The 25203-nt window shown below is 41.6% G+C and carries 23 protein-coding genes; all 23 read left to right on the top strand.

Going from position 1 to position 25203, the window contains the following annotated elements; all coding sequences use genetic code 11:
- On the top strand, positions 1 to 1182 hold the full coding sequence (locus CVS81_RS08440; RefSeq protein ID WP_107965684.1) for a glutathionylspermidine synthase family protein: 1182 nt from the start codon (positions 1 to 3) through the stop codon (positions 1180 to 1182).
- 2 nt (positions 1183 to 1184) lie between these two features.
- Positions 1185 to 2114: a D-2-hydroxyacid dehydrogenase gene (locus CVS81_RS08435; protein WP_107965683.1), complete on the top strand. Its 930-nt coding sequence runs from the start codon at positions 1185 to 1187 to the stop codon at positions 2112 to 2114.
- 3 nt (positions 2115 to 2117) lie between these two features.
- Complete coding sequence (locus tag CVS81_RS08430) at positions 2118 to 2615, top strand: YajQ family cyclic di-GMP-binding protein (RefSeq protein WP_107965682.1); 498 nt, start codon at positions 2118 to 2120, stop codon at positions 2613 to 2615.
- A gap of 312 nt (positions 2616 to 2927) precedes the next feature.
- The gene (locus CVS81_RS08425) at positions 2928 to 3719 is read left to right on the top strand and encodes a DUF2314 domain-containing protein (protein WP_107965681.1); all 792 of its coding nucleotides are present in this window, start codon (positions 2928 to 2930) and stop codon (positions 3717 to 3719) included.
- A 29-nt stretch (positions 3720 to 3748) separates the two neighbouring features.
- Positions 3749 to 5065 carry a hypothetical protein gene (locus tag CVS81_RS08420; protein WP_107965680.1) on the top strand — a complete coding sequence of 439 codons (1317 nt, stop codon included), beginning with the start codon at positions 3749 to 3751 and terminating at the stop codon, positions 5063 to 5065.
- Positions 5066 to 5256: 191 nt separating this feature from the next.
- Positions 5257 to 6621: a coproporphyrinogen III oxidase family protein gene (locus tag CVS81_RS08415; protein ID WP_107937447.1), complete on the top strand. Its 1365-nt coding sequence runs from the start codon at positions 5257 to 5259 to the stop codon at positions 6619 to 6621.
- Complete coding sequence (locus CVS81_RS08410; protein WP_107965679.1) at positions 6621 to 8255, top strand: multidrug ABC transporter permease/ATP-binding protein; 1635 nt, start codon at positions 6621 to 6623, stop codon at positions 8253 to 8255. Before CVS81_RS08415 ends, CVS81_RS08410 begins: the two co-directional genes overlap by 1 nt.
- A 107-nt stretch (positions 8256 to 8362) precedes the next feature.
- On the top strand, positions 8363 to 8752 hold the full coding sequence (locus CVS81_RS08405) for an NAD(P)H-quinone oxidoreductase subunit 3 (RefSeq protein ID WP_004318039.1): 390 nt from the start codon (positions 8363 to 8365) through the stop codon (positions 8750 to 8752).
- Positions 8734 to 9246, top strand: coding sequence for a NuoB/complex I 20 kDa subunit family protein (locus CVS81_RS08400; RefSeq protein ID WP_021083979.1), 513 nt, complete (start codon positions 8734 to 8736; stop codon positions 9244 to 9246). The genes CVS81_RS08405 and CVS81_RS08400 overlap by 19 nt, the downstream gene beginning before the upstream one ends.
- A complete protein-coding gene (locus CVS81_RS08395) occupies positions 9243 to 10007 on the top strand; it encodes an NADH-quinone oxidoreductase subunit C (protein ID WP_107965678.1) in 765 nt (254 codons plus the stop codon). The genes CVS81_RS08400 and CVS81_RS08395 overlap by 4 nt, the downstream gene beginning before the upstream one ends.
- Positions 10004 to 11233 (top strand): NADH dehydrogenase (quinone) subunit D, encoded by a 1230-nt coding sequence (gene nuoD, locus CVS81_RS08390; RefSeq protein WP_103570107.1) that lies wholly within the window; start codon positions 10004 to 10006, stop codon positions 11231 to 11233. The genes CVS81_RS08395 and nuoD overlap by 4 nt, the downstream gene beginning before the upstream one ends.
- Entirely contained in the window at positions 11230 to 11460 is a 231-nt protein-coding gene (locus tag CVS81_RS08385) for an NADH-ubiquinone oxidoreductase subunit E family protein (protein WP_107965677.1), read from the top strand. The genes nuoD and CVS81_RS08385 overlap by 4 nt, the downstream gene beginning before the upstream one ends.
- Positions 11457 to 12167, top strand: coding sequence for a hypothetical protein (locus CVS81_RS08380; RefSeq protein ID WP_107965676.1), 711 nt, complete (start codon positions 11457 to 11459; stop codon positions 12165 to 12167). The genes CVS81_RS08385 and CVS81_RS08380 overlap by 4 nt, the downstream gene beginning before the upstream one ends.
- The gene (locus CVS81_RS08375; protein WP_107965675.1) at positions 12164 to 14464 is read left to right on the top strand and encodes an NADH-quinone oxidoreductase subunit G; all 2301 of its coding nucleotides are present in this window, start codon (positions 12164 to 12166) and stop codon (positions 14462 to 14464) included. Before CVS81_RS08380 ends, CVS81_RS08375 begins: the two co-directional genes overlap by 4 nt.
- The gene (nuoH, locus tag CVS81_RS08370) at positions 14457 to 15452 is read left to right on the top strand and encodes an NADH-quinone oxidoreductase subunit NuoH (protein WP_107965674.1); all 996 of its coding nucleotides are present in this window, start codon (positions 14457 to 14459) and stop codon (positions 15450 to 15452) included. The genes CVS81_RS08375 and nuoH overlap by 8 nt, the downstream gene beginning before the upstream one ends.
- Positions 15453 to 15460: 8 nt before the next feature.
- Positions 15461 to 16099 (top strand): NADH-quinone oxidoreductase subunit NuoI, encoded by a 639-nt coding sequence (gene nuoI, locus CVS81_RS08365; protein ID WP_107965673.1) that lies wholly within the window; start codon positions 15461 to 15463, stop codon positions 16097 to 16099.
- Positions 16092 to 16628, top strand: coding sequence for an NADH-quinone oxidoreductase subunit J (locus CVS81_RS08360; RefSeq protein ID WP_107965672.1), 537 nt, complete (start codon positions 16092 to 16094; stop codon positions 16626 to 16628). Before nuoI ends, CVS81_RS08360 begins: the two co-directional genes overlap by 8 nt.
- Positions 16625 to 16927 carry an NADH-quinone oxidoreductase subunit NuoK gene (gene nuoK / locus CVS81_RS08355; protein WP_004317991.1) on the top strand — a complete coding sequence of 101 codons (303 nt, stop codon included), beginning with the start codon at positions 16625 to 16627 and terminating at the stop codon, positions 16925 to 16927. The genes CVS81_RS08360 and nuoK overlap by 4 nt, the downstream gene beginning before the upstream one ends.
- A 3-nt stretch (positions 16928 to 16930) precedes the next feature.
- Positions 16931 to 18769 (top strand): NADH-quinone oxidoreductase subunit L, encoded by a 1839-nt coding sequence (gene nuoL, locus CVS81_RS08350; RefSeq protein ID WP_107965671.1) that lies wholly within the window; start codon positions 16931 to 16933, stop codon positions 18767 to 18769.
- Positions 18769 to 20280 carry an NADH-quinone oxidoreductase subunit M gene (locus CVS81_RS08345; RefSeq protein ID WP_107965670.1) on the top strand — a complete coding sequence of 504 codons (1512 nt, stop codon included), beginning with the start codon at positions 18769 to 18771 and terminating at the stop codon, positions 20278 to 20280. The genes nuoL and CVS81_RS08345 overlap by 1 nt, the downstream gene beginning before the upstream one ends.
- A complete protein-coding gene (gene nuoN / locus CVS81_RS08340) occupies positions 20277 to 21767 on the top strand; it encodes an NADH-quinone oxidoreductase subunit NuoN (protein ID WP_107965669.1) in 1491 nt (496 codons plus the stop codon). The genes CVS81_RS08345 and nuoN overlap by 4 nt, the downstream gene beginning before the upstream one ends.
- A gap of 22 nt (positions 21768 to 21789) precedes the next feature.
- Positions 21790 to 24159, top strand: a complete 2370-nt coding sequence (locus tag CVS81_RS08335; RefSeq protein ID WP_107965704.1) for a tetratricopeptide repeat protein — start codon at positions 21790 to 21792, stop codon at positions 24157 to 24159.
- A gap of 6 nt (positions 24160 to 24165) precedes the next feature.
- The gene (locus tag CVS81_RS08330; protein WP_234399545.1) at positions 24166 to 24774 is read left to right on the top strand and encodes a HEAT repeat domain-containing protein; all 609 of its coding nucleotides are present in this window, start codon (positions 24166 to 24168) and stop codon (positions 24772 to 24774) included.
- Positions 24775 to 25203 lie beyond the last annotated feature (429 nt).

Raw genomic sequence — 25203 nt, 5'->3', positions numbered from 1 at the left:
ATGATAAATTTAAAAAAAATCACCCCATTAAACAACGAATTTATGGAGAAAATCGGCTTTGCATGGCACACAGATAACGACAACAGCTCGTATATCGCAGATGAGATCGTGCAAGTAAGCGAAAAAGAGGCAAATGCCTACTATGAGGCTGCAAATGAGCTATATGATATGTATGTAAATGCCGCTCAGCACGTGATCGACAACAACCTTTTTCACGAGATAGGCATACCATTTAATCTTGTTGATATCATAAAAAATAGCTGGGAAAATGACGTTCATTGGCACCTTTACGGCAGATTTGACCTAGCTGGTGGGCTTGATGGCAAGCCTATAAAGCTCATTGAATTTAACGCCGACACGCCAACGGCAGTTTTTGAGACGGCGATCATTCAGTGGGCGATGCTAAAGCTAAATCACATGGACGAAGCAGCCCAGTTTAACGACCTTTACGAGTCGCTAAAGCAAAATTTCAAACGCCTCATCACGCTTGGCGACGAGGATGCGGACTTTGACGAGCTTTACGAGGGCTGGGGGATACTTTTTAGCAGCATCGCAGGCAGTATCGAGGACGAGCAGACCGTAAAACTTCTGCAATACATCGCAAAAGAGGCTGGTTTTGTAACAGACTTTGCCTACGTTGATGAGGTCGTTTTTGACGATAATGAGGGCATTTTTAAAGGTGAAGAAAATTTCGAGTACTGGTTTAAGCTTGTCCCTTGGGAGAGCATAGCGATCGATGAGGGCGAGCTGGCTCTCATACTCTCAAACATCGTCAAAAATCAAAAAGCTATCATCATAAATCCAGCCTACACGCTGCTTTTCCAAAGCAAAGGGATTTTAAAAATCCTTTGGGATCTATATCCTAATCATCCGCTCTTGCTTGAGACCTCAAATGAGCCGCTAAAAGGCAAAAAATATGTGAAAAAGCCGGTATTTGGCAGAGAAGGTGCAAACGTCTCTATATACGATGAAAACGGCACACAAATAGCAAGCAAAGATGGCGAATACGACTCAAACAAAGCCATCTATCAAGAATTTTACGAGTTTAACCAAGATGAGAGGGGCGAGAGCTACCAAGCAGGCGTATTTTACGCTTATGAAGCGTGCGCGCTTGGATATAGAAAGGGCGGCAAAATTTTAGATAACTACTCTAAATTTGTAGGACATTTTATTAAGGATTAAAGATGAAGATCGTTTGTTTAGATGCGGCAACGCTTGGAGAAAACGTAGATCTTAGTGTTTTTAAGAAATTTGGCGAGTTTATCAGCTACCAAAAAACAAAAAGCGAAGAGGTCGTGCCTCGTCTAAAGGGCGTTGATATCGTCATCACAAACAAGGTTATCATCGACAAAGCCGTGATGGATGCGTTAAATTTAAAGCTTATCTGTATAAGCGCAACTGGCATGAACAATGTCGATCTAGAGCACGCAAAAGCTAAAAATATAGCTGTTAAAAACGTCGCTGGCTACTCAACCGCAAGCGTCGTGCAGCACACGTTTGCGATGCTTTTTGAGCTAACAAATCGCATCAAATTTTATGATGAATACGTAAAAAGTGGCGAGTGGGTGAAAAGCGAAATTTTCACCTATCTTGGCGCAGACATCAGCGAGATCGCTGGCAAAGAATTTGGCATCATCGGACTTGGTGAGATAGGTCGTGGCGTGGCGGTAGTGGCACGTGCATTTGGCGCAAATGTGAGCTATTACTCTACAAGCGGAGCAAATACAAATAGCGAATTTAAGCAAAAAAGCTTAGAGGAGCTACTAAGAAGTAGCGACATCATCAGCATCCATGCACCACTAAATGAAAAGACTAGAAATTTACTTGGCGCAAACGAGATAAATTTACTAAAAGATGATGCGATAGTGCTAAATTTAGGACGTGGCGGCATAGTGGATGAAGCTGCGATGGCAAGAGCGATAGATGAGAGAAATTTACGCTTTGGCACCGACGTTTTAGAAAGCGAGCCAATGAGCGAAAATAGCCCATTTTTAAATGTAAAAAAGAAGTCAAATTTACTCATCACACCGCACGTGGCATGGGGTAGCTTGGAGGCTAGAAAACGGCTAATCTCACTCATAGTTAAAAATATAGAAGAATTTATAAAAGGATAGAAAATGGCAAGCGAACATAGCTTTGATATAAGTGCCGAGGTCGATATGATGGAGGTTAAAAACGCTCTTGAAACGGCCAAAAAAGAGATCGCAGCGAGGTATGACTTTAAGGGACTTGCGGCCGAAGTTGAGCTAAATGAAAAAGAGAAATTTATAACGCTTTTAAGCTCAAGTGACAACAAGATCGACGCGCTAAAAGATATAGTTATCTCAAAACTAATCAAGCGCAACATCCCACCAGTGGCGATCACAGAGATAAAAAGAGAGCCAGCGAGTGGTGGAAATTTGAAGGCGACACTAAAGCTAAACGACACGCTTGATGGCGAAAACTCAAAAAAGATCACCAAAGCAATCAAAGACTCAAAGATCAAGGTGAGCGCGCAGATCAGGGGCGAAGAGATCAGGGTGACAAGCAAAAGCATAGATGATCTGCAGGAGTGTATAAAGCTGGTTAGGGGGTTGAATTTAGAGCTTCCGATAAGCTTTAAAAACCTAAAATAATGACTTCTCGTGAGTGCCTTTAAATGAGCTAGAAAAATTCTCACTCCGCAGGCTATATGCCTAGCGCACGCTTGATTTTTCGTCGCAACATTTAAATCCATCTCACGATATTTTTGTTTAAATTTGGCAAGTTGGCAGGCTAAATTTTTGAAATCGCCTCGCCTAATTTTGCGAAATAATTGTGCGAATTTTGTATTTAAAATTTCGCAGGATTTTGGGCTAAATTTGTGAAATTTAGCTGGTTCGTGGGTGAAATTTCGCCTTATCGTTTTATTTAAATTTGATCTATCTAAATTCTAAAGAGGAGTAAAAATGGGCTTTTTTGAGAAAATACTTGGTAAGCAAATAGACCTTGGCGAGCAGATGCCGATCTATTTTGTAAGTAGCGACGAAGACTACATGCAGCGCGCATTTGAGCAAGCCAGAGAGAGCTTTAAGTATTTTTGGCGTGAGCTTTACTGGGAGCGCCGCAGGATCGCGCCTATGCTTGATTATGCGATGGTAAAAATTTGCTTTTTAGACGTCATAAACGGCGAAGAGGTGGGCGAGCACATGTGGGTAAATGACGTTGAATTTGACGGAGAGACGATATATGGCACGCTCGTAAATGAGCCAGATAGCGTGCAAAACGTCAAAGTTGGCGATCAGATAAGCGCAAAATTTACCGATATGAGCGACTGGCTTTTTGCCATTGGCGGACGTGCTTATGGCGGATTTAGCGTGCAGGCGATGCGCTCACGCATGCAAAAAGATGAGCTAGCCGAGCATGATGTGGCTTGGGGGCTTGATTTTGGTGATTTTAAAGACATTTTGGTAGTTTTCGAGCAAAAAGAGCACCCAGAAAATTTGATAGAACATCCGATGAGCAAAAATATGCGCGGTCAGGTGGAGCAGTATATAAAAGCGCATCCAAGTATGGTCGCAGACACCGACGAGCTTGGTTTTACGCAGCTTCACCACGAGGCACTTGCTGGGAATTTAACGATCGTAAATCTCTTGCTAGAAAATGGTGCTAGCAAAAACGCCCGCACAAAAAGTGGCAAAACCGCAGCTGAATTTGCTAAGCAAATAGGCTGGAGCGAAATCGCAAAGGTGCTTAAATAGCATTTCGTGTAAATTTTTAGGATTTAAATTTGAGTTATCAAGACATTTTAGATGAAAAAGATGAGAGCGTTAAAAACGCTAAGAAATTTGTAAATTTTATAAAGGCAAATTTTTCAAACTACGAGATAAGAAGCAGCAAACAAGCGCGTTTGATCGCTCTTTTAAACGAAGAAAACGATCTTTTTGACAGGCTAAATAGGACAAATTACGCTGAAATTTCAAAGGCGTTAAAGGAGCTAAAAGAGCGAATTTGCTTCGTGATCTTAGACATAAAAGATGAGATCACAAAGGATTTTAGCGAGCAAAACTATGAAATTTATAAAGGCGCAGCAAATAGCGATGAGGAGGGCCTTGAAAAGATAAAAAATGAGCTGCTTTTTAATTCGTATTTTGAGAGCCGTCTTGGCGAGCACTCGGCAAATTTAAAGGCAAATTTCATAAAAGAGTGTGCTACAAATTTCTTTAAGCACTCAAATTTCATCGTCCCAGTCGTTAGCATGCTTTGCTACTTTTTGTATTTTGGCTTTGTGATCGGCTATTTTCCGAGTTTAGATAGCTCAGAGATGATATTTACAGGCATCTTGCTATTTTGCGCGACCGCGATCGTGACAGCTTTTGAGATCGCTATCTTGGTCTTTGTCTCCTACCTTTACCAAAATGACGATAAAAAATATAAATTTAAAAAGCCAAAATTCCTATTTTTTTATAGCTCAAATTTCATCTATTTTTTAACGCTCATCTCATTTGCCATTTTAGCCTTTGCAGCATTCAAGCTAAACTACAGCAAAAGCGCCATTTTATCGCTACTTTTGCTCTCTTATGCTGGGGTAAATTTGGCAGTTTTCTTTAAAGATAGATCAAATTTCATCATCTATCTTTTGTCATTTCTCATGCTTTTGCTCTTTATCATTTCAGTTGTTGTCTTAAAAGATGGCGGATTTTTGGCACTTTGGATACTCTTTTGCTCGTTTATGCTCTCTTTTATGCTGGGCGTTGCGAGCATCAAAGAGACAAAGGACTTTTCATTTGTTTTTTATGCTGCACTTTCGCTTATGATCGTTTCAAACTCGCTTTTGTTTATCAAATACACAGCAAAAACCTTTAATATAGGCGATGTGGATTATAAATTTTTGCTTGTAGATAAAAGTGCGTTAAAGGCGCTACCTAGCTCACTTTGTGAGACAAAAGGCAAAGAGCAAACGCCTTGCGAGATAGATGAAAAGGCGGTTAAAATTTATGATGTGAAGTCACTTTGCAATATCGGTAAATTTTACTACTTGCAGACAAAAGACGGAGTGAAATTTGAGCTTGACTCAAGCAAGGTCATCTCAAGAGTAAAAGAGTAAGTAGGCTAAAGCTTAAATTTATAGAGCAAAAGCGAGCTAGATATGTAAAAATCGCAGGTTTGTAAAAATAGAAAATTTAAAAAATGATTGCATTTTTTACTCAAAATTTACGTTAATGCAAGGCTAAATTTATTAAAATTTGGCTATCCTAATGGACTAAATTAAAACTAACTTATTTAAGGCGATTAATTATGATTTTTAAAAATATCATTGAGAGTTTTGCTGTAAATTACGCTCATAATTCTATACAAAAATCGCTATATAACGAATTTAACATAGACATTTTAAACACGACTTACACCAAAACTCCAAAAAAAGACAAAAAGTATATGCTCTACGCTCACGTGCCGTTTTGTCACACATTTTGCCCGTATTGCTCGTTTCACAAGTACCACTACGAGCAGGAGCTTGCAAAAATTTACTTTGAAAATTTACGCGAGGAGATGAGGCAGATAAAAGAGGCTGGCTTTGACTTTAGCTCGCTTTATGTGGGTGGTGGCACGACGCTTATAAACGAGCCAGAGCTTGAAAAGACGCTAAAACTCGCAAAAGATCTCTTTAGCATAGAGGACATCTCAGCAGAGAGCGACCCTAATCACATCTCACCAGAGAGTTTAAGCCGTTTTGATGGGCTCATCAACCGCTTAAGCGTAGGCGTGCAAAGCTTTGATGATGAGACTCTAAAAAGAGTTGGCAGATACGAGAAATTTGGCTCAGCCGAGGAGACGAAAAGAAAGCTCGAGCAGGCTATCGGCAAGATACCAGTCATCAGCCTTGATCTCATCTTTAACCTACCAAATCAGACAAAAGAGCAGCTAATAAACGACATAAACACTGCAAAATCAATATCACCACAGCAAATAACCTTCTATCCGCTCATGAAATCAGAGCTAACAAGAGAGAACATCGCTCGAGCACTTGGCGTCTCAAACGTCGATAATGAGCGCGAATTTTACGAGATCATCGTAAGTGAATTTGCTAAAGGCGGATATAGGCAAAGCAACGCTTGGGCGTTTTCAAATGAAAAAAGCGCAGACCTTCGCGACGAATATGTAGGCTCAAATTTAGAGTACGTGGGCGTTGGTAGTGGCGCGTTTAGCTTCTTAAATGGCGAGCTTGTGATAAATGCCTTTAACCTACTTGACTACGGCAGAAAGGTCAAAGAAAGACAAAGCCCAGTCATCGCAAAATGCGCATTTAGCAAAAAAGAGAGACTAAAATATACATTTTTAACAAGGCTTTTTGACGGCGCCGTGGATATCAAAACCTACAACGAGCAAAACAATGCAAACATCAACAAAGACCTATTTGTCGAGCTTAGCTTGCTAAAACTTGTAAATGCGATCTACGAAGAAAATGGCGTTATTAAGCCAACATTTTTTGGCAAGTATATCTGCGTCGTGCTAATGCGCGACTTCTACGCTGGCATGGACAAGGTGCGCGCGATATTTAAGGATGACGCAAAGATCAAACGCAGTAAGGTGCTTCACATAATGAGTGAAAATACCGAGCAAAAATTTGATCAAAACATCATCCAGCCACGTGCTGCCATGTAATGCTTGTAAATTTAATAAAAAGCAATCTTTTTTCAATAATCAAAATAGTGATCCTGACGCTTGCCTTTAGTGGGCTTGGCGTCTGGACGCTCTCTTTTATAAATAACGAACTTGTAAATTTAAAAGAATTTAACGCCCTCGTGGCGGTTAAATTTATAGTTGTTTTGCTCCTCTTTTTTGCAAGCGCCATTACTGCAAACATCTCACTTACAAATTTTGGGCATAAATTTATTTATGAGCTTAGGTATCAAAGCGTAAAGCAAATTTTAGACACGCCAAATAGCGTGATAAACGAGATCGGCAAGGCAAAGATCATAGCTAGTCTAAACAACGACATAAAGACGATCACATTTGCCTTTATGAGCGCTACTGGCTTCATACAAAGCCTAGTTTTCATCATCTGCGCGAGCATCTATCTTTGCGTGATCGCGCCAAAAGTTTTTATATTTCTAGCCATTTGGATCGGTGCTACGCTTTTTATAAACACTCTTTTGATGAAAAAGATCCACTTTTACTTTAAAGACTCAAGGACGCAAGATGACGCGCTGCAAAGGCACTATGACGACATCGTTGAGGGGCATAGAGAGCTTAGCCTAAACAGAGCAAGAGCGCAAATTTGCTTTGATGAGCTAAATTTGACAGGCGATAAAAAGCGCCAAAGCATGGTAAAAGCTGACGTATTTCATGCACTAAGTGATAATTTCACAAACGTAATGCTGCTTGGCTCAGTCGGTCTTTGCGTATTTTTGTGTGTGGCATTTGGCTGGGCGAGCCTGCAAACAGCACTAAGTATCAGCCTAACGATACTATTTTTAAGAGGCTCATTTATGAGCATGGTTGGCTCCATACCAGCCGCACTTAGCGCAAAGGTGAGTTTAGAGAAGATCGTGAGTTTAAATTTAAATGATTTTAAAGAAGGCTTTAAATTTGATGATAGCCTAAGCGATGAGTGGCAAAGTATCAGGCTAAAGGATATAAATTTCAACTACGCTCACGGCAAATTTAGCCTAAATGATGTAAATTTAGAGATCAAACGCGGTGAGATAACATTTATCATCGGTAAAAATGGCAGCGGCAAAAGCACGCTTATAAACATTCTTTGCGGACTTATCCGCCCAAGCAGCGGTGAAATTTACCTTGATAGCACAAAGATATATGAGGCAAATTTACAAAGCTATCAAGCCAAAATAAGCGCTATTTTTGCTGATTTTTATCTATTTTCGCAAACGCTCTCTCGTGATGGCTTTGCTAGACAAAGCGATATAGACGATCTTTTAGCCATGCTTGAGATAGATAAAAAGGTAAGTGTCATTGATAATAAGCTTAGCACCACGCAGCTCTCAACCGGCCAGCGAAAGCGCCTAAGCCTGCTAATAGCCATATTAGAGCGCCGCTCTATCCTTATCCTCGATGAGTGGGCGGCCGATCAAGACCCATTATTTAAGCGTAAATTTTATAAAGAAATTTTGCCGTTTTTGCAAAGCAAAGGTATAAGCATCATCGCTGTAAGCCACGATGATAGCTACTTTGATGTGGCAACTAGGATCATTTTAGTAAAAGATGGTTTTGTGCGTGAGCTTGATGAGGCGGAGCGCATCAGTGCCGCAAAAGACGCCGTAGAAAAGATAAAATAAGAGTATTTTTTACACAAAAAGAGATTTGAGTGCGCTACTCTTGAGCTATTTCAAGATCAAATAAATTTAAATTTAGTAGAATTTTGAAAAATTAAAAAAGGCGAAGTATGTCACACTCAGAGCTTGACAGCACCTATCTTGGCGCTTTTATCATACTTTTGTTAGCTACTTGTTCGTTTAGTCTGATAACATTTTTATCTTCAAAAATAAGCAAAAAGCTAGCCAACCGCAACACTGAGCGTTTAAAAGTTGGCTTTTACGAGTGCGGACCGACAACCGTAAAACAGCCAAATAAGATAAATATCCACTACTTCTTTTATGGAATTTTATTTATTTTATTTGACGTTGAGGTCATTTTTATGTATCCGTGGGCGGTGGATTTTAGGCTGCTTGGGCTATTTGGGCTCATCGAGATGTTGCTTTTTGTAGTGATCTTACTCATCGGCTTTGCCTACGCTTGGCAAAAAGGAGTCTTTAAATGGCAAAGCATCAGATAAACTACGCTGCAAATGGCGGTCTGCCAGTAGTTTTAACAACCGTTGATAAGCTCGTGCAGTGGGGCAGAAGCAACTCGCTTTGGGCGCTTAGCTATGGGCTTGCATGCTGTGCGATCGAGATGATGGCAAGTGGGGCGAGCAGATATGACTTTGATAGATTTGGCACCATTTTTAGGGCTAGTCCAAGGCACTCAGAGGTGATGATCATAGCTGGCACGCTAACTAAAAAGCACGCTGAATTTACAAGGCGCCTTTACGACCAGATGCCTGAGCCAAAGTGGGTCATATCGATGGGTAGCTGCGCAAACACTGGGGGTATGTTTAACACCTACTCAACCGTTCAAGGCGTAGACCGCATAATCCCCGTCGATATCTACATCCCAGGCTGTGCCCCGCGCCCAGAAACGCTTCAATACGCACTTATGATGCTTCAAAAAAAGATAAGAAAACAAAGTGCATTTAGAGCGCAAAAGCCAAGAAAGCTAGATATATGAGAGAGTATAAGCCAAAAAACGACCTGCAAAAAAAGCAGTACTACAGCGAGAAATTTTATATCGCCAAGCAGACGCCAAAAGAAGTGGCAAGTGGCTCTAAATTTGACGAAGAGCTAGCTGTTTTAGAGCAAAGCGGAGTGCAAATTTTATCTAGCTACGTGGAGTTTGACCAACTTGTTCTCTACGTAAATTCAAGTGAAAATTTTAAAGCGCTTGAAACATTAAAGAAATTCGGATATGAACAGCTTTGCGAGCTTGCGGCGGTTGATTATATAGCTCAAAAAGGTGGATACGAGGTCTTTTATCAGCTTTTAAGTGTTAGCAAAAATAGGCGCACGCGAGTAAAGTGCTTTGTTAAAAAGGACGAAATGCTAAAAAGCGTTTGCGAGCTTTATAAAAGCGCAAACTGGGCGGAGCGTGAGATGTATGATCTAAGCGGCGTCTTAATCAAAGATCATCCAAATTTAAAGCGCCTCATCATGCCCGATGACTGGCACTCGCACCCGCTTTTAAAGAGCTACCCGCTAGTTGGCGACGAGGCTGCTAAATGGTACGAGGTGGATAAAATTTTTGGGAGTGAGTTTAGAGAGCAGATCGGCGAAGAGAACCGCGACCCAGCCTTTGTCGACGAGAAAGATACCTTTGGATTTTCACGCGTGTTTGACGAAAATGAAGAGTATGAGTATCAAGAAGAAGGCGGCGTGAGATTTGTCAAAAAGGCTAAATTTAACCAAAGCCAGATAGTAAAGGAAAGACCTTGAGCCAGGCACCAAACCGCTTAAAACCATTTTTTGAAAATTTAGAATTTGAGCAAAATGACGGCAAGATGATACTAAATTTTGGCCCACAACACCCAAGCGCACATGGCCAGCTAAAACTCGTGCTAGAGCTTGACGGCGAAAAGGTCGTGCGTGCGATGCCAGAGGTTGGCTTTATGCACCGAGGTGTTGAGAAGATGGCTGAAAATATGACCTATCAGGAGTTTATCCCAGTGACTGACAGGGTGGATTACATCGCATCGAGTGCGAATAACTACGCATTTTGCGCGGCTGTGGAGAAGCTTTGCGCTATAGAAGTGCCTCGCCGTGCGCAGATCATTAGAGTGATGCTTTTAGAGCTAAATCGCATCAGCTCGCACCTTTTATTTTTAGCTACGCACGCCCTTGATGTGGGGGCAATGAGTGTCTTTTTATACGCATTTAGAGAGCGTGAATACGTCCTTGATCTCATAGAAAAATACTGCGGCGCAAGACTAACTCACAGCTCGATAAGGATCGGTGGTGTGCCGCTTGATCTACCTGATGGCTGGTGCGAGGAGCTGCTTAAATTTTGCGAGAAATTTCCAAGCGACATCACGCTTTATGAAGATCTGCTAAGTGAAAATAGAATTTGGCAAGCAAGGCTTGTTGATGTGGGCGTAGTTAGCAAGGAGCTAGCCCTTAGTAGCGGCTGCTCTGGCGTCATGCTAAGAGCAAGTGGGGTCGCACGTGATATCAGAAAAGAGGAGCCATATCTCATCTACGACGAGCTAGAATTTGACGTGCCTTATGCCACCAAGGGCGACTGCTACGCGAGATACCTGCTTTATATGAAAGAGATGCGTGAGTGCGTGAAAATTTTAAAGCAGTGCGTTAGCAAGTATCAGACCAGCAGCCCTGCCATCATCGCCGACGCGCCAGAGTATGTGAGCGCTTCAAAAGAGCAGATAATGAGCCAAAACTACTCACTTATGCAGCATTTTGTGCTGATAACTCAGGGGCTAAAGCCACCAAAGGGCGAAATTTACTTTGCTAGTGAGTCGCCAAAGGGCGAGCTTGGAATTTATATAAACTCAGACGGTAGCGCAAGCCCGTACCGCCTAAAAATTCGTACTCCAAGCTTTTGGCACTGCGCTATTTATGAAGACATGCTAGTTGGGCAGTATGTGGCAGACGTGGCTGCAATAATTGGCAGCACAAATATCATCTTAGGCGAGGTTGATAGATGAGAAGGGTCGATCTTAGGCATCTAAAGGGCGAGTTTTTGAGCACTCTTGGGCAGCAGATAAAGGCTAGTGAGCCAGGCGAAGTGGTGATATTTTTGTTTGAGATAGGAGATTACAGCGGCGTGGAGAAAGCTGTAAATTTGGCTTATAACCTAAACTGCGAGGTGATGAACTCGCTTAAATTTAACCAAGTTGATTGGGCATTAACGATAAAAAAGGGCAAGATATGAAATTTAATGATCTAATAGCAGGCAAGAGCCTAAGTATCGCAAATTTACTAAGTTTGAGCGACAAAAATTTAGCAAAAAAGATAAAAGAGCACGAGTTTAAATACATCTCATGCTTTGAAGATAACGAGCTTGGCGGCGAAAATTTGATCCGCTGCGAGATAGGATCGATAAGCTATGTCTTAGCGCTTCTTTGTAAGTATGCAAATTTGGTGCAAAATGAGTTTTTTGACGAGCTTGATGATGGGCTGATAAGTGGCGAGTGCAACGTGGGCGAGGAGGAGTTTGAGGAGCTTGGCGAGTGGATAAAGGACGTTAAAAACGTGATCATTGACGACTCTTTTTTTACTCATCCAGACAAAGATGCGATCTTTTGGCTACTTGAAATTTTAGGTAAAAATGTCGTCTTAGCAGGCGGCGAGAGAGATGAATTTACAGGCTATGGCGAGGTAGACGAGCTAAGAGAGCTTGACAATTTTGACGGAGCCGTCGTCTATCTAAACAAAAACGCAAGCGACGAGATCGTGGGCGGCGTGCAGTTTGGCATCGTGGCAAAGGCAAAGGATGGCGAAACATTAAATTTAAAGGCAAAAGATTTTAGTGTGAGCGCTAAATTTAGGCTTGATCCAGCGCTAAAAGGCACGGTTGCCCTGCTTGGCACAAAAGAGTTTGATGGATACGCATTTAAACAAGTAGTAGTTAGCAAATGAAAATCACCATAAACGATCAAATTTTAGAGGTAAACGAGGGCGAGAGCATCCTAAACATCGCAAGGGCAAATGGCATCTACATCCCTGCGCTTTGCTACCTTAGCGGCTGTTCGCCAACGCTTGCTTGCAGGCTTTGCATGGTCGAAGCAAACGGCAAAGTGATCTATAGCTGCAACGCCAAAGCCAAAGAGGATATGCAAATTTACACAAATACGCCAGAGATCGCTGCTGAGCGAAATGCGATCATGCAGACATACTGCGTCAATCACCCCCTTCAATGCGGCGTTTGCGACAAAAGTGGCGAGTGTGAATTGCAAAATTTGACAACACATCTAAATGTAAAAGAGCAAAGTTTTGCCATAGAGGACACGCACAAACCGCACAAAAAATGGGGGCTAATAAACTACGACCCAGCCCTTTGCGTGGTCTGCGAGAGGTGCGTGACGGTTTGCAAAGATAAGATCGGCGAGAGCGCGCTAAAAACGGTGCCAAGGGGCGTTGAAGTGCCAAAAGAGCTAAAAGAGAGCATGCCAAAAGATGCCTACGCCGTCTTTAGCAAGATGCAAAAGAGCTTAATTGCCCCAAGTGCGGGCGAAAATTTGGACTGCTCATTTTGTGGCGAGTGTATCAGCGTCTGCCCTGTTGGCGCGCTTGTTAGCTCAAATTTTCAGTATAGCTCAAATATCTGGGAGCTAAGCCACGTCCCAGCGGCAAATCCGCACCAAAGCGACTGCGAACTCATTTTTTATGACGTAAAAGAAAAAAGCACTAGCGATAGAAGCAAGCAAATTTACCGCGTTAGCAATGACTTTCACTTTGGCGAGATCAGCGGTGTGGCAAGGTTTGGTTACGACTTTCACAACGAAAACGCGCGTAAAAATGAGACGAAATTTAACGAGCTGGTCTTAAATTTTAAAAACGGCAACATAAAAAATATAAAATTTAATAGCTTCATAACAAACGAAGAAGCGCTTATTTTGGAGCGCTTGAGAGAGAAATTTGATCTAAATTTATTAAACGATGAGGCTTTTAAATTTCAAAATTTCTTAAATATTTTTAGCAAATTTAGCGGTCTTAGCTCATATAATGCAGACTATGAGAGCCTAAAAAATAGCGACTTTGTGATCACGGCTGGCAGCTTCTTGCGCCATGAGAGCCCAGTAACTAGCTATAAGCTAAATAACGCCCTTAAGATGAATAAAGCTGCTGGAATTTACTTTCATCACATCGCTGATGAGGTGGTGAAGAAATTTTCAAAGAATTTCGCCTGTGTGAGCTATGAGGCTGGAGAATTGGAGCAAATTTTACTCTTTGTGCTTAAAAACTGGGGTGAGAATTTACCAGCAGCACTTCAGGCTAGACTTGAAAAATTTGAAGAGAGCTTTGACTTAGAAGTAGCAGCTCTTAGCGAAGACAAGGCTAAATTTACGCTCATTTTAGGTAGCGACTTTTACGCTCATGAAAATGCAAATTTACTTGCAGCCCTTGCTGGAGTGATCGCAAGAGCTACGCCGTTTCGTGTGATGCTCATACCACCTCGCACAAACTCGCTTGGCGTGGCTAAAATTTGTACGCTTTCACACGAGAAAAAGCCTGGCAAGACGCTAGGATACAACGAAATGGGCGAGTTTAAATTTAGCATTTTTGAGGGCGATCTTGACGCTGGCGCGCTAAATCAGCAAGAGGGCACATTTACAAGCATAAATAACGAAGTAGTGCCGACAAATGCGGCTTTGGCTCATAACGGCTACTTCTTAAACGACATCGCAAATGCGCTTGGGCTAGCGGCTAAAAATACGATCGATTACACACCAAAGCTACCAAAAGAGAAGGGTTACAGGGGCGTTAAATTTGATGATTTAGAAAATTTTTACGCAAATGATGGCACAAGCCACAGAGGCTACAAGCTTGAAATTTCAAATTTCACGCCAAAAGACGATGTAGAGCTACTTTTTAAAGAAAAAAATGAGCTAAATTTAAAAGAGGATGAAGCGCTAATAAGCCTTGCAAATCCTATAAATTTGCCATCGTTTTTTGCAAACTATGCTAGCCAAACTGCTAAACGCGCGAAACTTTATGCAAGTAGCGAGTTTATGGCTAAATTTGAAATTTCACAAAATGAAGCGGTCATTTTAGAAAAAAATGGGCAAAAGCTTGCCATTTGCGTGGAGCTTGATAGCGAGCTAGGAGGCGTGGCGGCCTATCTTGGCGACTACGATGATAAGCTTGATGTAAGCGCCATTTTTGAGAGCAAGAGTTTTGCTAGCGTAAAAATAATAAAGGCAGAGAATGAGTGAAATGCTATTTTTCGTGATAACAACTATTGTTAAAGCAGTCGTCATCTTGGCCGTCATGGCTAGCCTCGCAGGGCTTGCAACCTACGCTGAGAGAAAGGTGCTAGCCTACATGCAGCGCCGCGTGGGACCTGATATGGTGGGGCCTGCTGGCGTGCTTCAGATCGTGGCTGACATGATAAAGCTCTTTACAAAAGAGGACATCGTGCCTGTAAATGCAAATAAATTTATCTTTCTAATAGCCCCTCTCATCTCTGCTATCGCGGCATTTGCAGCGCTTGCGCCTGTGCCATTTTTACCTGAGTTTGAGGTTTTTGGGCATACGATTAGACCGATACTTGCAGATATAAATGTGGGCGTTTTGTATATCGCTGGCGTGGCAGCAGTTTGCGTCTTTTCACCACTTGCAGCAGGTCTTGCAAGCTACAATAAATTTGCACTAATCAGCGCCGCTCGCGCAGTCGTATCGCTTCTTAGCTTCGAAGTGGTCGCTGGCATGGCACTTTTAAGCGTTGTCATGGTGACTAGCTCGCTCTCGTTAGTTGATATAAACAACTACCAAAAAGGCATCTTTAACTGGCTCATCTTCAAGCAGCCCCTTGCCTTCGTGCTTTTCGTGATGGCAAGCTTTGTGGAGTGCAACAGAACGCCATTTTGCCTAACAGAAAACGAGACCGAGATCGTAGCAGGCTACGGCACTGAGTATAGCGGCATGAGGTGGGCGATGTTTTTTATCGGCGAATACACAAATATGATCGCAGCAAGTATCATCATCACGCTTTTGTTTTTGGGCGGTTTTAATGAGTTTTTATTTATCCCAGGTGCTTTGATGATCATCTTAAAATCAAGCCTAGTCTTTTTCTTTTTCCTTTGGACGAGGGCGTCGTGGCCGCATCTAAGGGTCGATCAGCTTAGCATGCTTTGCTGGAAAATTTTACTTCCGCTTGGTATCTTAAATGTCGTAATCACCGGCTTTGCACTACTTATCTAAGGCGTAAAATGAGCGAGAAAAGATATATTTTGATAGACGAAAAGATAGAGCCAAAAGGGGCATTTGATAAATTTAAGCACTTCATCGCCGCTACTTTTAAGCTTGATCTTTTGGTGGGGCTAAAGATCACGCTAAAGCAGATGCTATTTAGCAAGTCGCACACCCTAAAATACCCTATGCAAAAGATGCAGCTAAACGCCAGATATAGGGGAATTCATAGACTTTTAAAATTTGTTGAAAGCGAAAATGAGCGCTGCATAGGCTGTGGATTATGTGAGAAAATTTGCGTTAGCAACTGCATCTCGATGAAGACCTCGCTTGGCGAGGATGGCCGCAAAAAGGTTGCAAGCTACACGATAAATTTAAGTAGGTGCGTCTATTGCGGATTTTGCGCTGATGTCTGTCCTGAGATTGCCATAGTTTGCGGGCAAGAGTACGAGGTCGCAAGTGAAAACAAAATCCTCTTTGGCACAAAGGCTGAGTTTTTAACAGATGATAAATTTTTAAAAGATCAAGCTGAGTTTGAGGGCTATGGCGCACTACCTAAAAATGCTGATAGCCTGGTAAAAAAGACGCCAAATGCGCTTACAAATGAAGATAAGGCAGAAGTGATGGATGTAAATTTAAAAGGGTCAAGCGATGTATGAGAGCTTTGCATTTTATCTTTTTAGCGCCCTTATATTAGTTAGTTTTTCTTTTAGTGTGCTTTGCAAAAACGCCATAAATGCGGTCTCTGCGCTAGCTGCTGGCATGGTTTTTATATCAGCTATATTTTTCTTGCTTGGGGCTGAGTTTTTAGGCGTGGTGCAAATCGTCGTCTATACAGGCGCCGTGGTCGTTTTATACGCGTTTGCGATGATGTTTTTTGACACCAGTAAGGAGTGCGAGCCAAAAAGCGGCAAAAAAGCAAAGATCATCGTCTATCTTCTAAGCAGCTTCATAGCGCTTCTTTTGATATTTATCTTTTTAGCGCCGATCTATAGCGCTAAGCAAGAGGTGGTAAATTCTACTCTCGCTAGTCTTGGCAACATCGAAGCGGTTGGAATTTTACTCTTTAGCAAGTATCTGCTAGCCTTTGAGATGTGCGCTATCATGCTACTTGTGGCGATGGTGGCTGGCATCATCTTGATACACAAAGACCTAGACGCACAAAGCAAATTTGAGGAGATGCTATGATAGGCCTTACTCACTACCTCATCCTAGCAAGTCTAGTCTTTGTCATAGGGCTTGTTGGCATAATGAGAAGAAGAAATTTGATAATGCTATTTTTCTCAAGCGAAATTTTACTAAACTCAGCAAACATCGCACTTGCAGCCATCTCAAAATACTACTTTGACCTAACTGGGCAGATCATCGCATTTTTCATAGTAGCCATAGCAGCTAGCGAGGTCGCCGTGGGGCTAGGTCTTCTCGTGCTTTGGTATAAAAAGACTGGCAGCATCAGTTTAGATTCGATGACAAATATGAAAGGCTAAGAGATGATTTTATTTTGTATTTCGCTATTTTTTCCGCTTCTTAGCTTCATCATAGCTGGTATCTTTTCGCATAGCAGCAAGAATTTATTTATCGGTCTTTTTTGCTCGCTTCTCATGATCGTTAGCGCCACAGCTTCACTCATGCTAACGGCTAGTCTTAGCGTAGATGAACCACTAAATTTAACCCTAAAAGAGTTTATAAACTTAGGCTCGCTTGATCTTAGCTTTAGCTTCTACCTTGACGCCATCAGCCTTGTGATGCTTAGCACCGTGGGCGTGGTCGCTAGTATCGTGCATATCTACTCCATTGGCTACATGAGAGATGACGCGAGTTTCAACCGCTTTTTTAGTTACCTTGGGCTCTTTGTCTTTTGCATGAACGTCCTTGTAACAAGTGATAACTTCATAGGGCTCTTTATCGGCTGGGAGGGCGTTGGGCTTTGCTCTTGGCTGCTTATTGGCTTTTGGTATAAAAGGTCTAGCGCAAATGTCGCTGCAAACGAGGCTTTCGTGATGAACAGAGTGGCTGATCTAGCGATGCTTGTTGGCATTTTTTATATATTTTATAGCTTTGGCTCGCTTAAATTTAGCGAGGTTTTTAACGCTAGAAGCGACCTTTCTGGGCTAAATTTAGGCATCATCGCCACACTTCTTTTCATAGGCGCCATGGGCAAAAGCGCGCAGTTTCCATTTCACACATGGCTTGCAAACGCCATGGAGGGACCAACGCCGGTTTCTGCGCTCATCCACGCTGCGACCATGGTAACAGCTGGCGTCTATCTAGTCATACGCGCAAATTTCATCTTTGCAAATGTGCCTGAAGTCTCGCACTTTATCGCCTGCCTTGGCGCATTTGTAGCGATATTTGCCGCTAGCATCGCGCTAGTGCATAATGACCTTAAAAAGATAGTCGCCTACTCGACGCTTTCGCAGCTTGGATATATGTTTGTAGCAGCTGGTCTTGGGGCGTATAAGATCGCACTTTTTCACCTTGTCACGCACGCATTTTTCAAGTCACTTCTCTTTTTGTGCGCTGGAAACGTCATGCACGCGATGAATGACGAGCTAAATATCAAAAAAATGGGCGGGCTTTATAAATTTATGAAGCCAACCGCACTTCTTTCTATCATCGCAAGCTGCGCACTGGCTGGTTTTTATCCATTTGCTGGCTTTTTTTCAAAAGATAAAATTTTAGAAGTCGCCTTTAGTGAAGATCAAATTTTGTGGGTCATCTTGCTCTTTGGCGCGGTGCTTACGGCATTTTATAGCTTTAGGCTTGTCATGCTTGTCTTTTTTGCAAGGCCAAAGAGCGATGAGCACGCACATGAAGCCAAAAACTACATGCTTGTTGGCATGAGCGTGCTTGGCGTTCTCTCAGTTATCAGCGGTTTTTTCTGGAGTAACTTTAGCGAGTTTTTAAGTAATAGCCTTGGGGATTTTAAGCTAAATTTATCTCACAGCAGTGAAATTTTCTTACTCGTTTTAACGCTTGGCTTAGTGCTTGCAAGCGCTGGCTTTGCTGTGTTTGCTTATAAAAAAGAAATTTTTAAAGAGAGCATTTGCGAAAGTAAAATTTACAAAATTTTGCAAAATGCCTACTTTATACCAAAATTTTATGAGAAATTTTTTATAAATGGCTACGCTTTTATCTCTAAAATTTGCAAGAAATTTGATGAGATGATAGTTGATCGAAGTGTTGATTTCGTCGCACTTTTGGTTACTAAATTTGCATATCTTGCAAACAAAATGCAAAGCGGAGATTTAAGCGTCATGCTTAGATTTATGGTCGCAGGATTTGCCTTGCTTTTAAGCTTTATATTTTTATTAAACGGAGCCAAATAATGCTAAGTGTCATAATATTTTTCCCAGCAATAAGCGCAATACTTGGCTTTTTGATAGAAAATAAAAGCATCAAATTTTATGGAGCAAGCATCGCGTTAATCGAGCTTTTGCTTGCCATTTTTATCTGCGTCAATGTCGATTTTCAGGGTTATGACTTTGTTTTAACGCATCAAGTCTCGCTCATACCAAGCCTAAATATCAGCTATTTTGTCGGCATCGACACCATTTCGCTTGTGCTTATAGTCCTTAGCGCATTTATGAGCTTCATCTCTATCGCAGCCCTTAGCGATGATGGAAATTTAAAGCACCTTGTTATTAGCGTGCTATTTTTAGAGAGCACGATGATGGGCGTCTTTAGCGCGCTTGATATGATCTTGTTTTATAGCTTTTGGGAGCTTAGCCTCATACCGCTACTTTACATCATCGGCGCATTTGGTAGTAAAAATAGAATTTACGCGGCGATTAAATTTTTCATCTATACATTTTTAGGCTCTGTCTTTATGCTAGTAGCGATCATTTTTATCGGCTATCTGTGCTATCAAAAAAGCGGCGTCTTTAGCTTTAATCTGCTTGATTGGTACAAGCTTGGCATCGGAGAAAATGCTCAAATTTGGCTATTTTTAGCATTTTTCTTCGCTTTTGGCGTGAAAACTCCGCTATTTCCATTTCACACATGGCTGCCTTACGCGCACGGACAGGCTCCGACTATCGGCTCAGTGCTGCTTGCTAGCGTGCTTTTAAAGATGGGTACTTACGGCTTTGTGAGATTTTCACTCCCACTTTTTCCAGATGCAAGCTTTCTTTTAAGCGGCTTTGTCTGCGTCATAGCTATCATCATGATCATCTACGCAGCCCTCGTTGCCTACGCACAAAGCGATATGAAGCAAGTGATCGCTTATAGTTCGATCTCACACATGGGCGTCATCATGCTTGGCATCTTTTCACTAAATTTAATAGGCCTTGGCGGCTCAATATTTTTAATGATAAGCCACGGCATCGTTAGTGGCGCGCTATTTTTGTTAGTTGGCGTCATCTACGAAAGAGCTCACACCAAAGAAATTTGCGAATTTGGCGGTCTTGCCAAGGTGATGCCAAAGTATGCGCTTATATTTTTTATAGCAACGCTTGCAAGTATCGGCCTGCCACTAACGATTGGCTTTGTGGGCGAGTTTTTGAGCCTACTTGGCGTATTTAAGCTAAACAAGCTCTTTGCGCTACTTGGTGGCTTTAGCATCATCGTGGGCGCTGTTTATATGCTAGTACTTTATAAGAGGGTCTTTTTTGGCGAGTGCAAGGAGAAAAATTTAAGTCTAAAAGATCTAAATTTTAAAGAGTTAGCTGCTCTTGTGCCACTTTGCTTGCTCATAATCATTCTTGGCATCGCACCAAATTTGATACTAAAACCGCTTGAGCCAAGCGTGCAAAATATCATAAGCAAAATGCAAACTAGAGCTGTAAATAGCGGCACAAAAGATAAAATTTCATCTTTAAACGGCGGGAGCAAACTATGAACGAAATAGCCTTTTTAGACCTAAACGAGATCTCTTTGCAATCACTCTCGCCGATGCTTAGCATGATGGTTTTTGCACTTTTTATCCTCATAGTTGGAGCGATAAAAAAGGATCTTTCGAGGAATTTCTACTGCGTATTTTGCATCATCGCTATATTTGTAAATTTAGGCATTACACTCGATTTTAACGGGCTTAGCCTAAGCTTTTGGGATATGCTCTTAGTTGATGGAATTTCTATCATCTCGCAGATCATTATCCTAATCGCCTCAGCTCTTTTCATCCCGCTGGCGCTTAGCACAAAAGAGTATTTTGAGTATAAAATTTACGAGTATTACGCGCTATTTTTGTTTATGATCACTGGATTTTTGTTTATGGTGAGCTCAAACAACCTACTTATCATCTTTTTAGGCCTTGAGATCAGCTCGCTTTGCCTCTACACCCTAATCGCCCTTCACAACAAGGCAAAAAGCGTCGAGGCTGCTATCAAATACTTCGCGATGGGCTCGCTCTCAGCTGGCTTTTTTGCGATGGCGATAGCGATGTTTTATCTAGCAACAAACTCAATAGACATCGCTCGTATAGGCGTTGTCATAAAAGATCTTAGCCTAAATCAAAATTTAATAATCCTTCTTGGCTGCGTTTTCATCGCTTCAGCTATTGGCTTTAAGCTCTCGCTCATACCATTTCACACATGGATACCAGACGTTTATGAGGGCTCAAATGCCCCACTAGCTGGCTATATGTCGATCGTGCCAAAGGTGGCGGGATTTATCGTCGCGTTAAGAATTTTTGCGATGCTTGAGGGCTCTGGAATTTCATGGATAAAAGATATGCTCTACATCATCGCCGTGCTTACGATGAGCCTTGCAAACATCATGGCGCTAGTGCAAAAAGACGTCAAAAGGATGCTCGCTTTTAGCTCCATAGCTCACGCTGGTGTTGTGCTTTGCGCACTTGTGGCAAATTCTCACGAGGCAAATGTCGCCTTGTTTTTCTACTGGATCATGTTTTTGTTTGCAAATTTGGGCGCATTTTCTATGCTCTGGGTTGCAAGGTGCGACGACGTCGTCTGCTGGGACAAGCGCTTTAAACATCCGTATGAGAAATTTTCAGGGCTTATTAAAATTTTGCCAAGTTACGCTGTGATAATGGGAATTTTCATGATCGCCCTTGCTGGCATACCGCCTTTTAGCGTATTTTGGGGCAAGATGGTGCTTATCTCATCGCTCATAAAGTCTGACTACGTCGTGCTTAGCCTCATCATCATGATAAACTCAGCGATTGCTATTTATTACTACCTAAAGCTCATCGTCTTTATGTTTTTAAAAGAGCCTATCGTAAAAGATAAAAATATCTACATCTCAAACGTCTCGATGGCGCTAAAAGTGATCGTTGGAGTTGCCGTTGCTGGCACGGTCTTTGCCTTTTTATTTTCTGGAGCGATTTTGGAATTTATCGAGCATTTTGTCTTTGCTTCAGGATTTTAGAAAATTTAACTATAATGGCGGCATGAAAAAGCTCTTAACCATCTTATTTTTACCGCTTTATCTATCCGCCTTTAGCCTTAGCCTAAACAGCGGCGCAAACGCAAATAAGCCTTATAGCGTCCTTCAGCTAAGCGACGAGAAAGAATTTGAATGTGTGGAGCAAATTTTAGCCTACGACACGAAGCGCTACGTTTGTATGCTCGATGATGGGATCTTGCCAAAGATCGAAGATACGACATTGCCTTTAATGGACATAAAATATAAAAAGCAAGACGGCAAGCTCTTTATCGTCATCATGCCAAAAGCACCCTCAAAACTTCTAAATGTTCAAACTGAGCTTTATAGCAGCCCAAGCGTGCAAGATACGCCAAAGACGACCATTTCAAAGCACTTTAGCATCATCATCGACACTTCGCTAAGTGAAAACAGCAAAAGAGTATCTGGGCTAAATTTTTCGCCTGATTTTAGAGATATGCTAAGTCCAAGCATCGGAGCACTCGATCTTAACAAAGCGCCTATCGCTGGGCTTGATAGCAATGATATAGACATCTACATAAATATAAAAAGAGCTTACGAAAAGGGCGCTTATGAAAGCGTGGTAAAAGATACGCAAACAGCGATGAAAAGGCATCCAGCCAGTCTTTTCTCAAGTGAGTTTTTACTTTTTAGACTAAGAGCGCTTGATAAAATTTTTGAGACAAAGAGCGAGTTTGAGGGGCTTGAGCCAAAAGATATCGTAAGCGAGGGCAGAGCCTGGATAAGGAAATTTCCATCTGATGAGAACTACTCAGAGGTGCTATATCTCATCGCCAGAGCCTACCTCAAAGATAGCATCGCAAGTGATGCAAAATATATGCTTGACATACTAAGTGAAGAGCACGCAGAGTCTAAATTTACAAAGCTTGCCACGCTTGATTATGCTGACTACCTATATAAAATAGGCAGGCAAAAAGAGGCGCTAAGCGACTATGAAAAGGTGCTCTACTCGACAAATGACATCGACCTTGCAAGCAGGGCTGCGCTAAGTCTAGCAGACGCAAATATCGATAAAGAGAAATTTGATGAGGCGAAGAAATTTGTGCTAAAGATCGCAAATGCAAATGAAAAATTTTTTATGAACGATCCGACAAAATCGATGAATTTAGCCTATACATTTGCCAGCAAAGATATGCCAGATGTGGCTGCTAAAATTTATGAAATTTTGGTAAATAATAGCGACAGGACAAAGGATTTTTACGAGGCAGCATTAAAAAATTTAGCGTTAAATTTAGCCAAAACCAAAGATGAAAAAAGGGCGTATGAGTATCTAAACAGATACGAAAAAGAGTTTAAATATGGCGATTATATCGATGAGGTCGCCAAGGCAAAGGATGGGTTATTTTTTGAAGAGGACGACAAAAATGCCACCGCACTTCACGCAAGATATAAAGATCTCATCGAAAAATATGCCGGCACAAATATCAGCCAAAAGGCATTAATTAGCGAGCTCGAGCTTGATCTAAAAGAGCGTAAATTTGCCGATGCGCTAGCTTATAACAACCTCGCAAAAGATGAAAATTTAAGCAAGGCGATGGAGCTTGTAAATGAGGCTGCGCTTGAGCTAACAAAAGAGTTTTTCATAAAAGATGACTGCACGGCGGTTGTAAATTTACTCGAAAACTACGATGTGAGCAAGGTATCTTTGCCGCAGTTTAAGCTATTTAACTGTTACTTTAGAACGGCACGTTACAACGATGCGCTAGAGCTTGCCAAGGCGCATGTAAAGGATGAAAATTTAGAAGATAGAGTCGAGTGGCTGGTAAATTTGAGCAAAATTTTATATAAAAATAAAGACTACGAGCATGCGATCACTGCGGCAAATGACGCGCTCTCGCTTGGTTCAGCGGTCGAGTACTCGGATCCTACGCCATCGCTTTTTGATAGATTTTACTCGCTGCTTGCGCTAAAGCGCTTTACTGAGGCGGTCTCAACGATCAGCGCGATCGAGCAGCTAAGAGGGCAGGACTTTAAGATCATCGAGGCATACGCAGCTATATGTGACTACGCGATGAAGAGCAACGACTATGCTATCGCTGCAACCTACGCTAAAAAGGCGCTTGAGCTGCAAACTAGAGCCAAGATAAATACCTTCTCACCAAAGCTAAATTTTGACTACTCAGAGGCTTCGTTAAAGACAGATAACCTCGATGAGGCGCTTGATGAGGCGAAATTTATACTAAATATGAAGCTTGAGCCAGAGGACCGCTTGCATGCGCTAAATTTGGCAAGTGAAATTTACATCAGGCAAAAGCAGTATAAGCTAGCTAAACCCTATCTAAACGAATGCGTTGGCTCAAATTTCATAAGTGCTTACAAAGATGCCTGCAAAGCCAAACTTGAGATGATAAAGTAAAATTTAGTGCTAAGTTTAAATGATCTTGAAAGAGAGTATCTAGAGCTTAAAAAAGAGAATTTCCCAGATAGCAAAAGGATCAAATTTATAGCAAATTTAGGCGCAAGTGATGAGATAGCGTATCACTATGAGCTCATTTGCAAAGAGTGGCAAGAGGGCAGGCAGCTAAATTTAGAAAGCAGTTTTGATAGGCATGGAGGCGCTGGGCTGGAGTTTTTGTTTGAGCGCTTAGCCAAAAAGAGCGATCAAAAACTAAAAATAGAAACCATCTGTCTTATAGCGCAAATCCTCACTAAATCTAAGCATAGAGATTTTTACACCGCGTTTTGTGACCGCCTTATTCCTCAAATAACCTCTTTTTTAGGGACAAATGATGCACTTCGCCGCAAGCTTATAATAGCGCTTGGCTGGGTTGGTACGTTAGAACAAATAGATATTTTAATAGGCGAGATGCTTGGTAGAGCAAGGACAGCCTTTGCAGGGCTTGGGCGGCAGCTAGCCTTATGCAGATGTCATTTCACAGGGCCAGCCAAGCAATCTTGCGAGATAAAACAAAAGCCTCATTTTTGCAAGGTATCTCTAGCGAAAAAGAGCTATACGCTTGCGCAGTTATGATAGAAGCGGCTCAAATTTTGTTTGGTAAAAAGTGGATATCATCTAGCACAGTCCAAAAATCAAGAGGCTGAAAAGATAGAAAAAGCAAGAAAAATGGCGGTAAGGTTTTTAGGTAGGGATTAAATTTGCCACTAAGCGGATTAGATGCTCAAAGGAGTTTTGCTTGTTGAGTTGCAAAATAAAAATGGTTTAAATTTATAAGAAATTTTGGCTTTAAATTGACAAAATTTAAAAATAAAATTTTATATTTTTTGCTTAGAAATAGCGGACAAAATAGCTTTAATTTGATTTAAAATTTAATTTTTTCTTGACATATAATAATGTTTTTTGTATAATCTCAATTCTTTTTTAAATAACTATGTCTTGCTAGCTCAGTCGGTAGAGCATCTCACTTTTAATGAGGGGGCCGTTGGTTCGAATCCAACGCAG

Source organism: Campylobacter concisus (assembly GCF_003049065.1).
GTDB lineage: Bacteria > Campylobacterota > Campylobacteria > Campylobacterales > Campylobacteraceae > Campylobacter_A > Campylobacter_A concisus_BE.
Note: the sequence above shows the minus strand (reverse complement) of the source record. Positions and strands in the feature narration are given on the sequence as shown.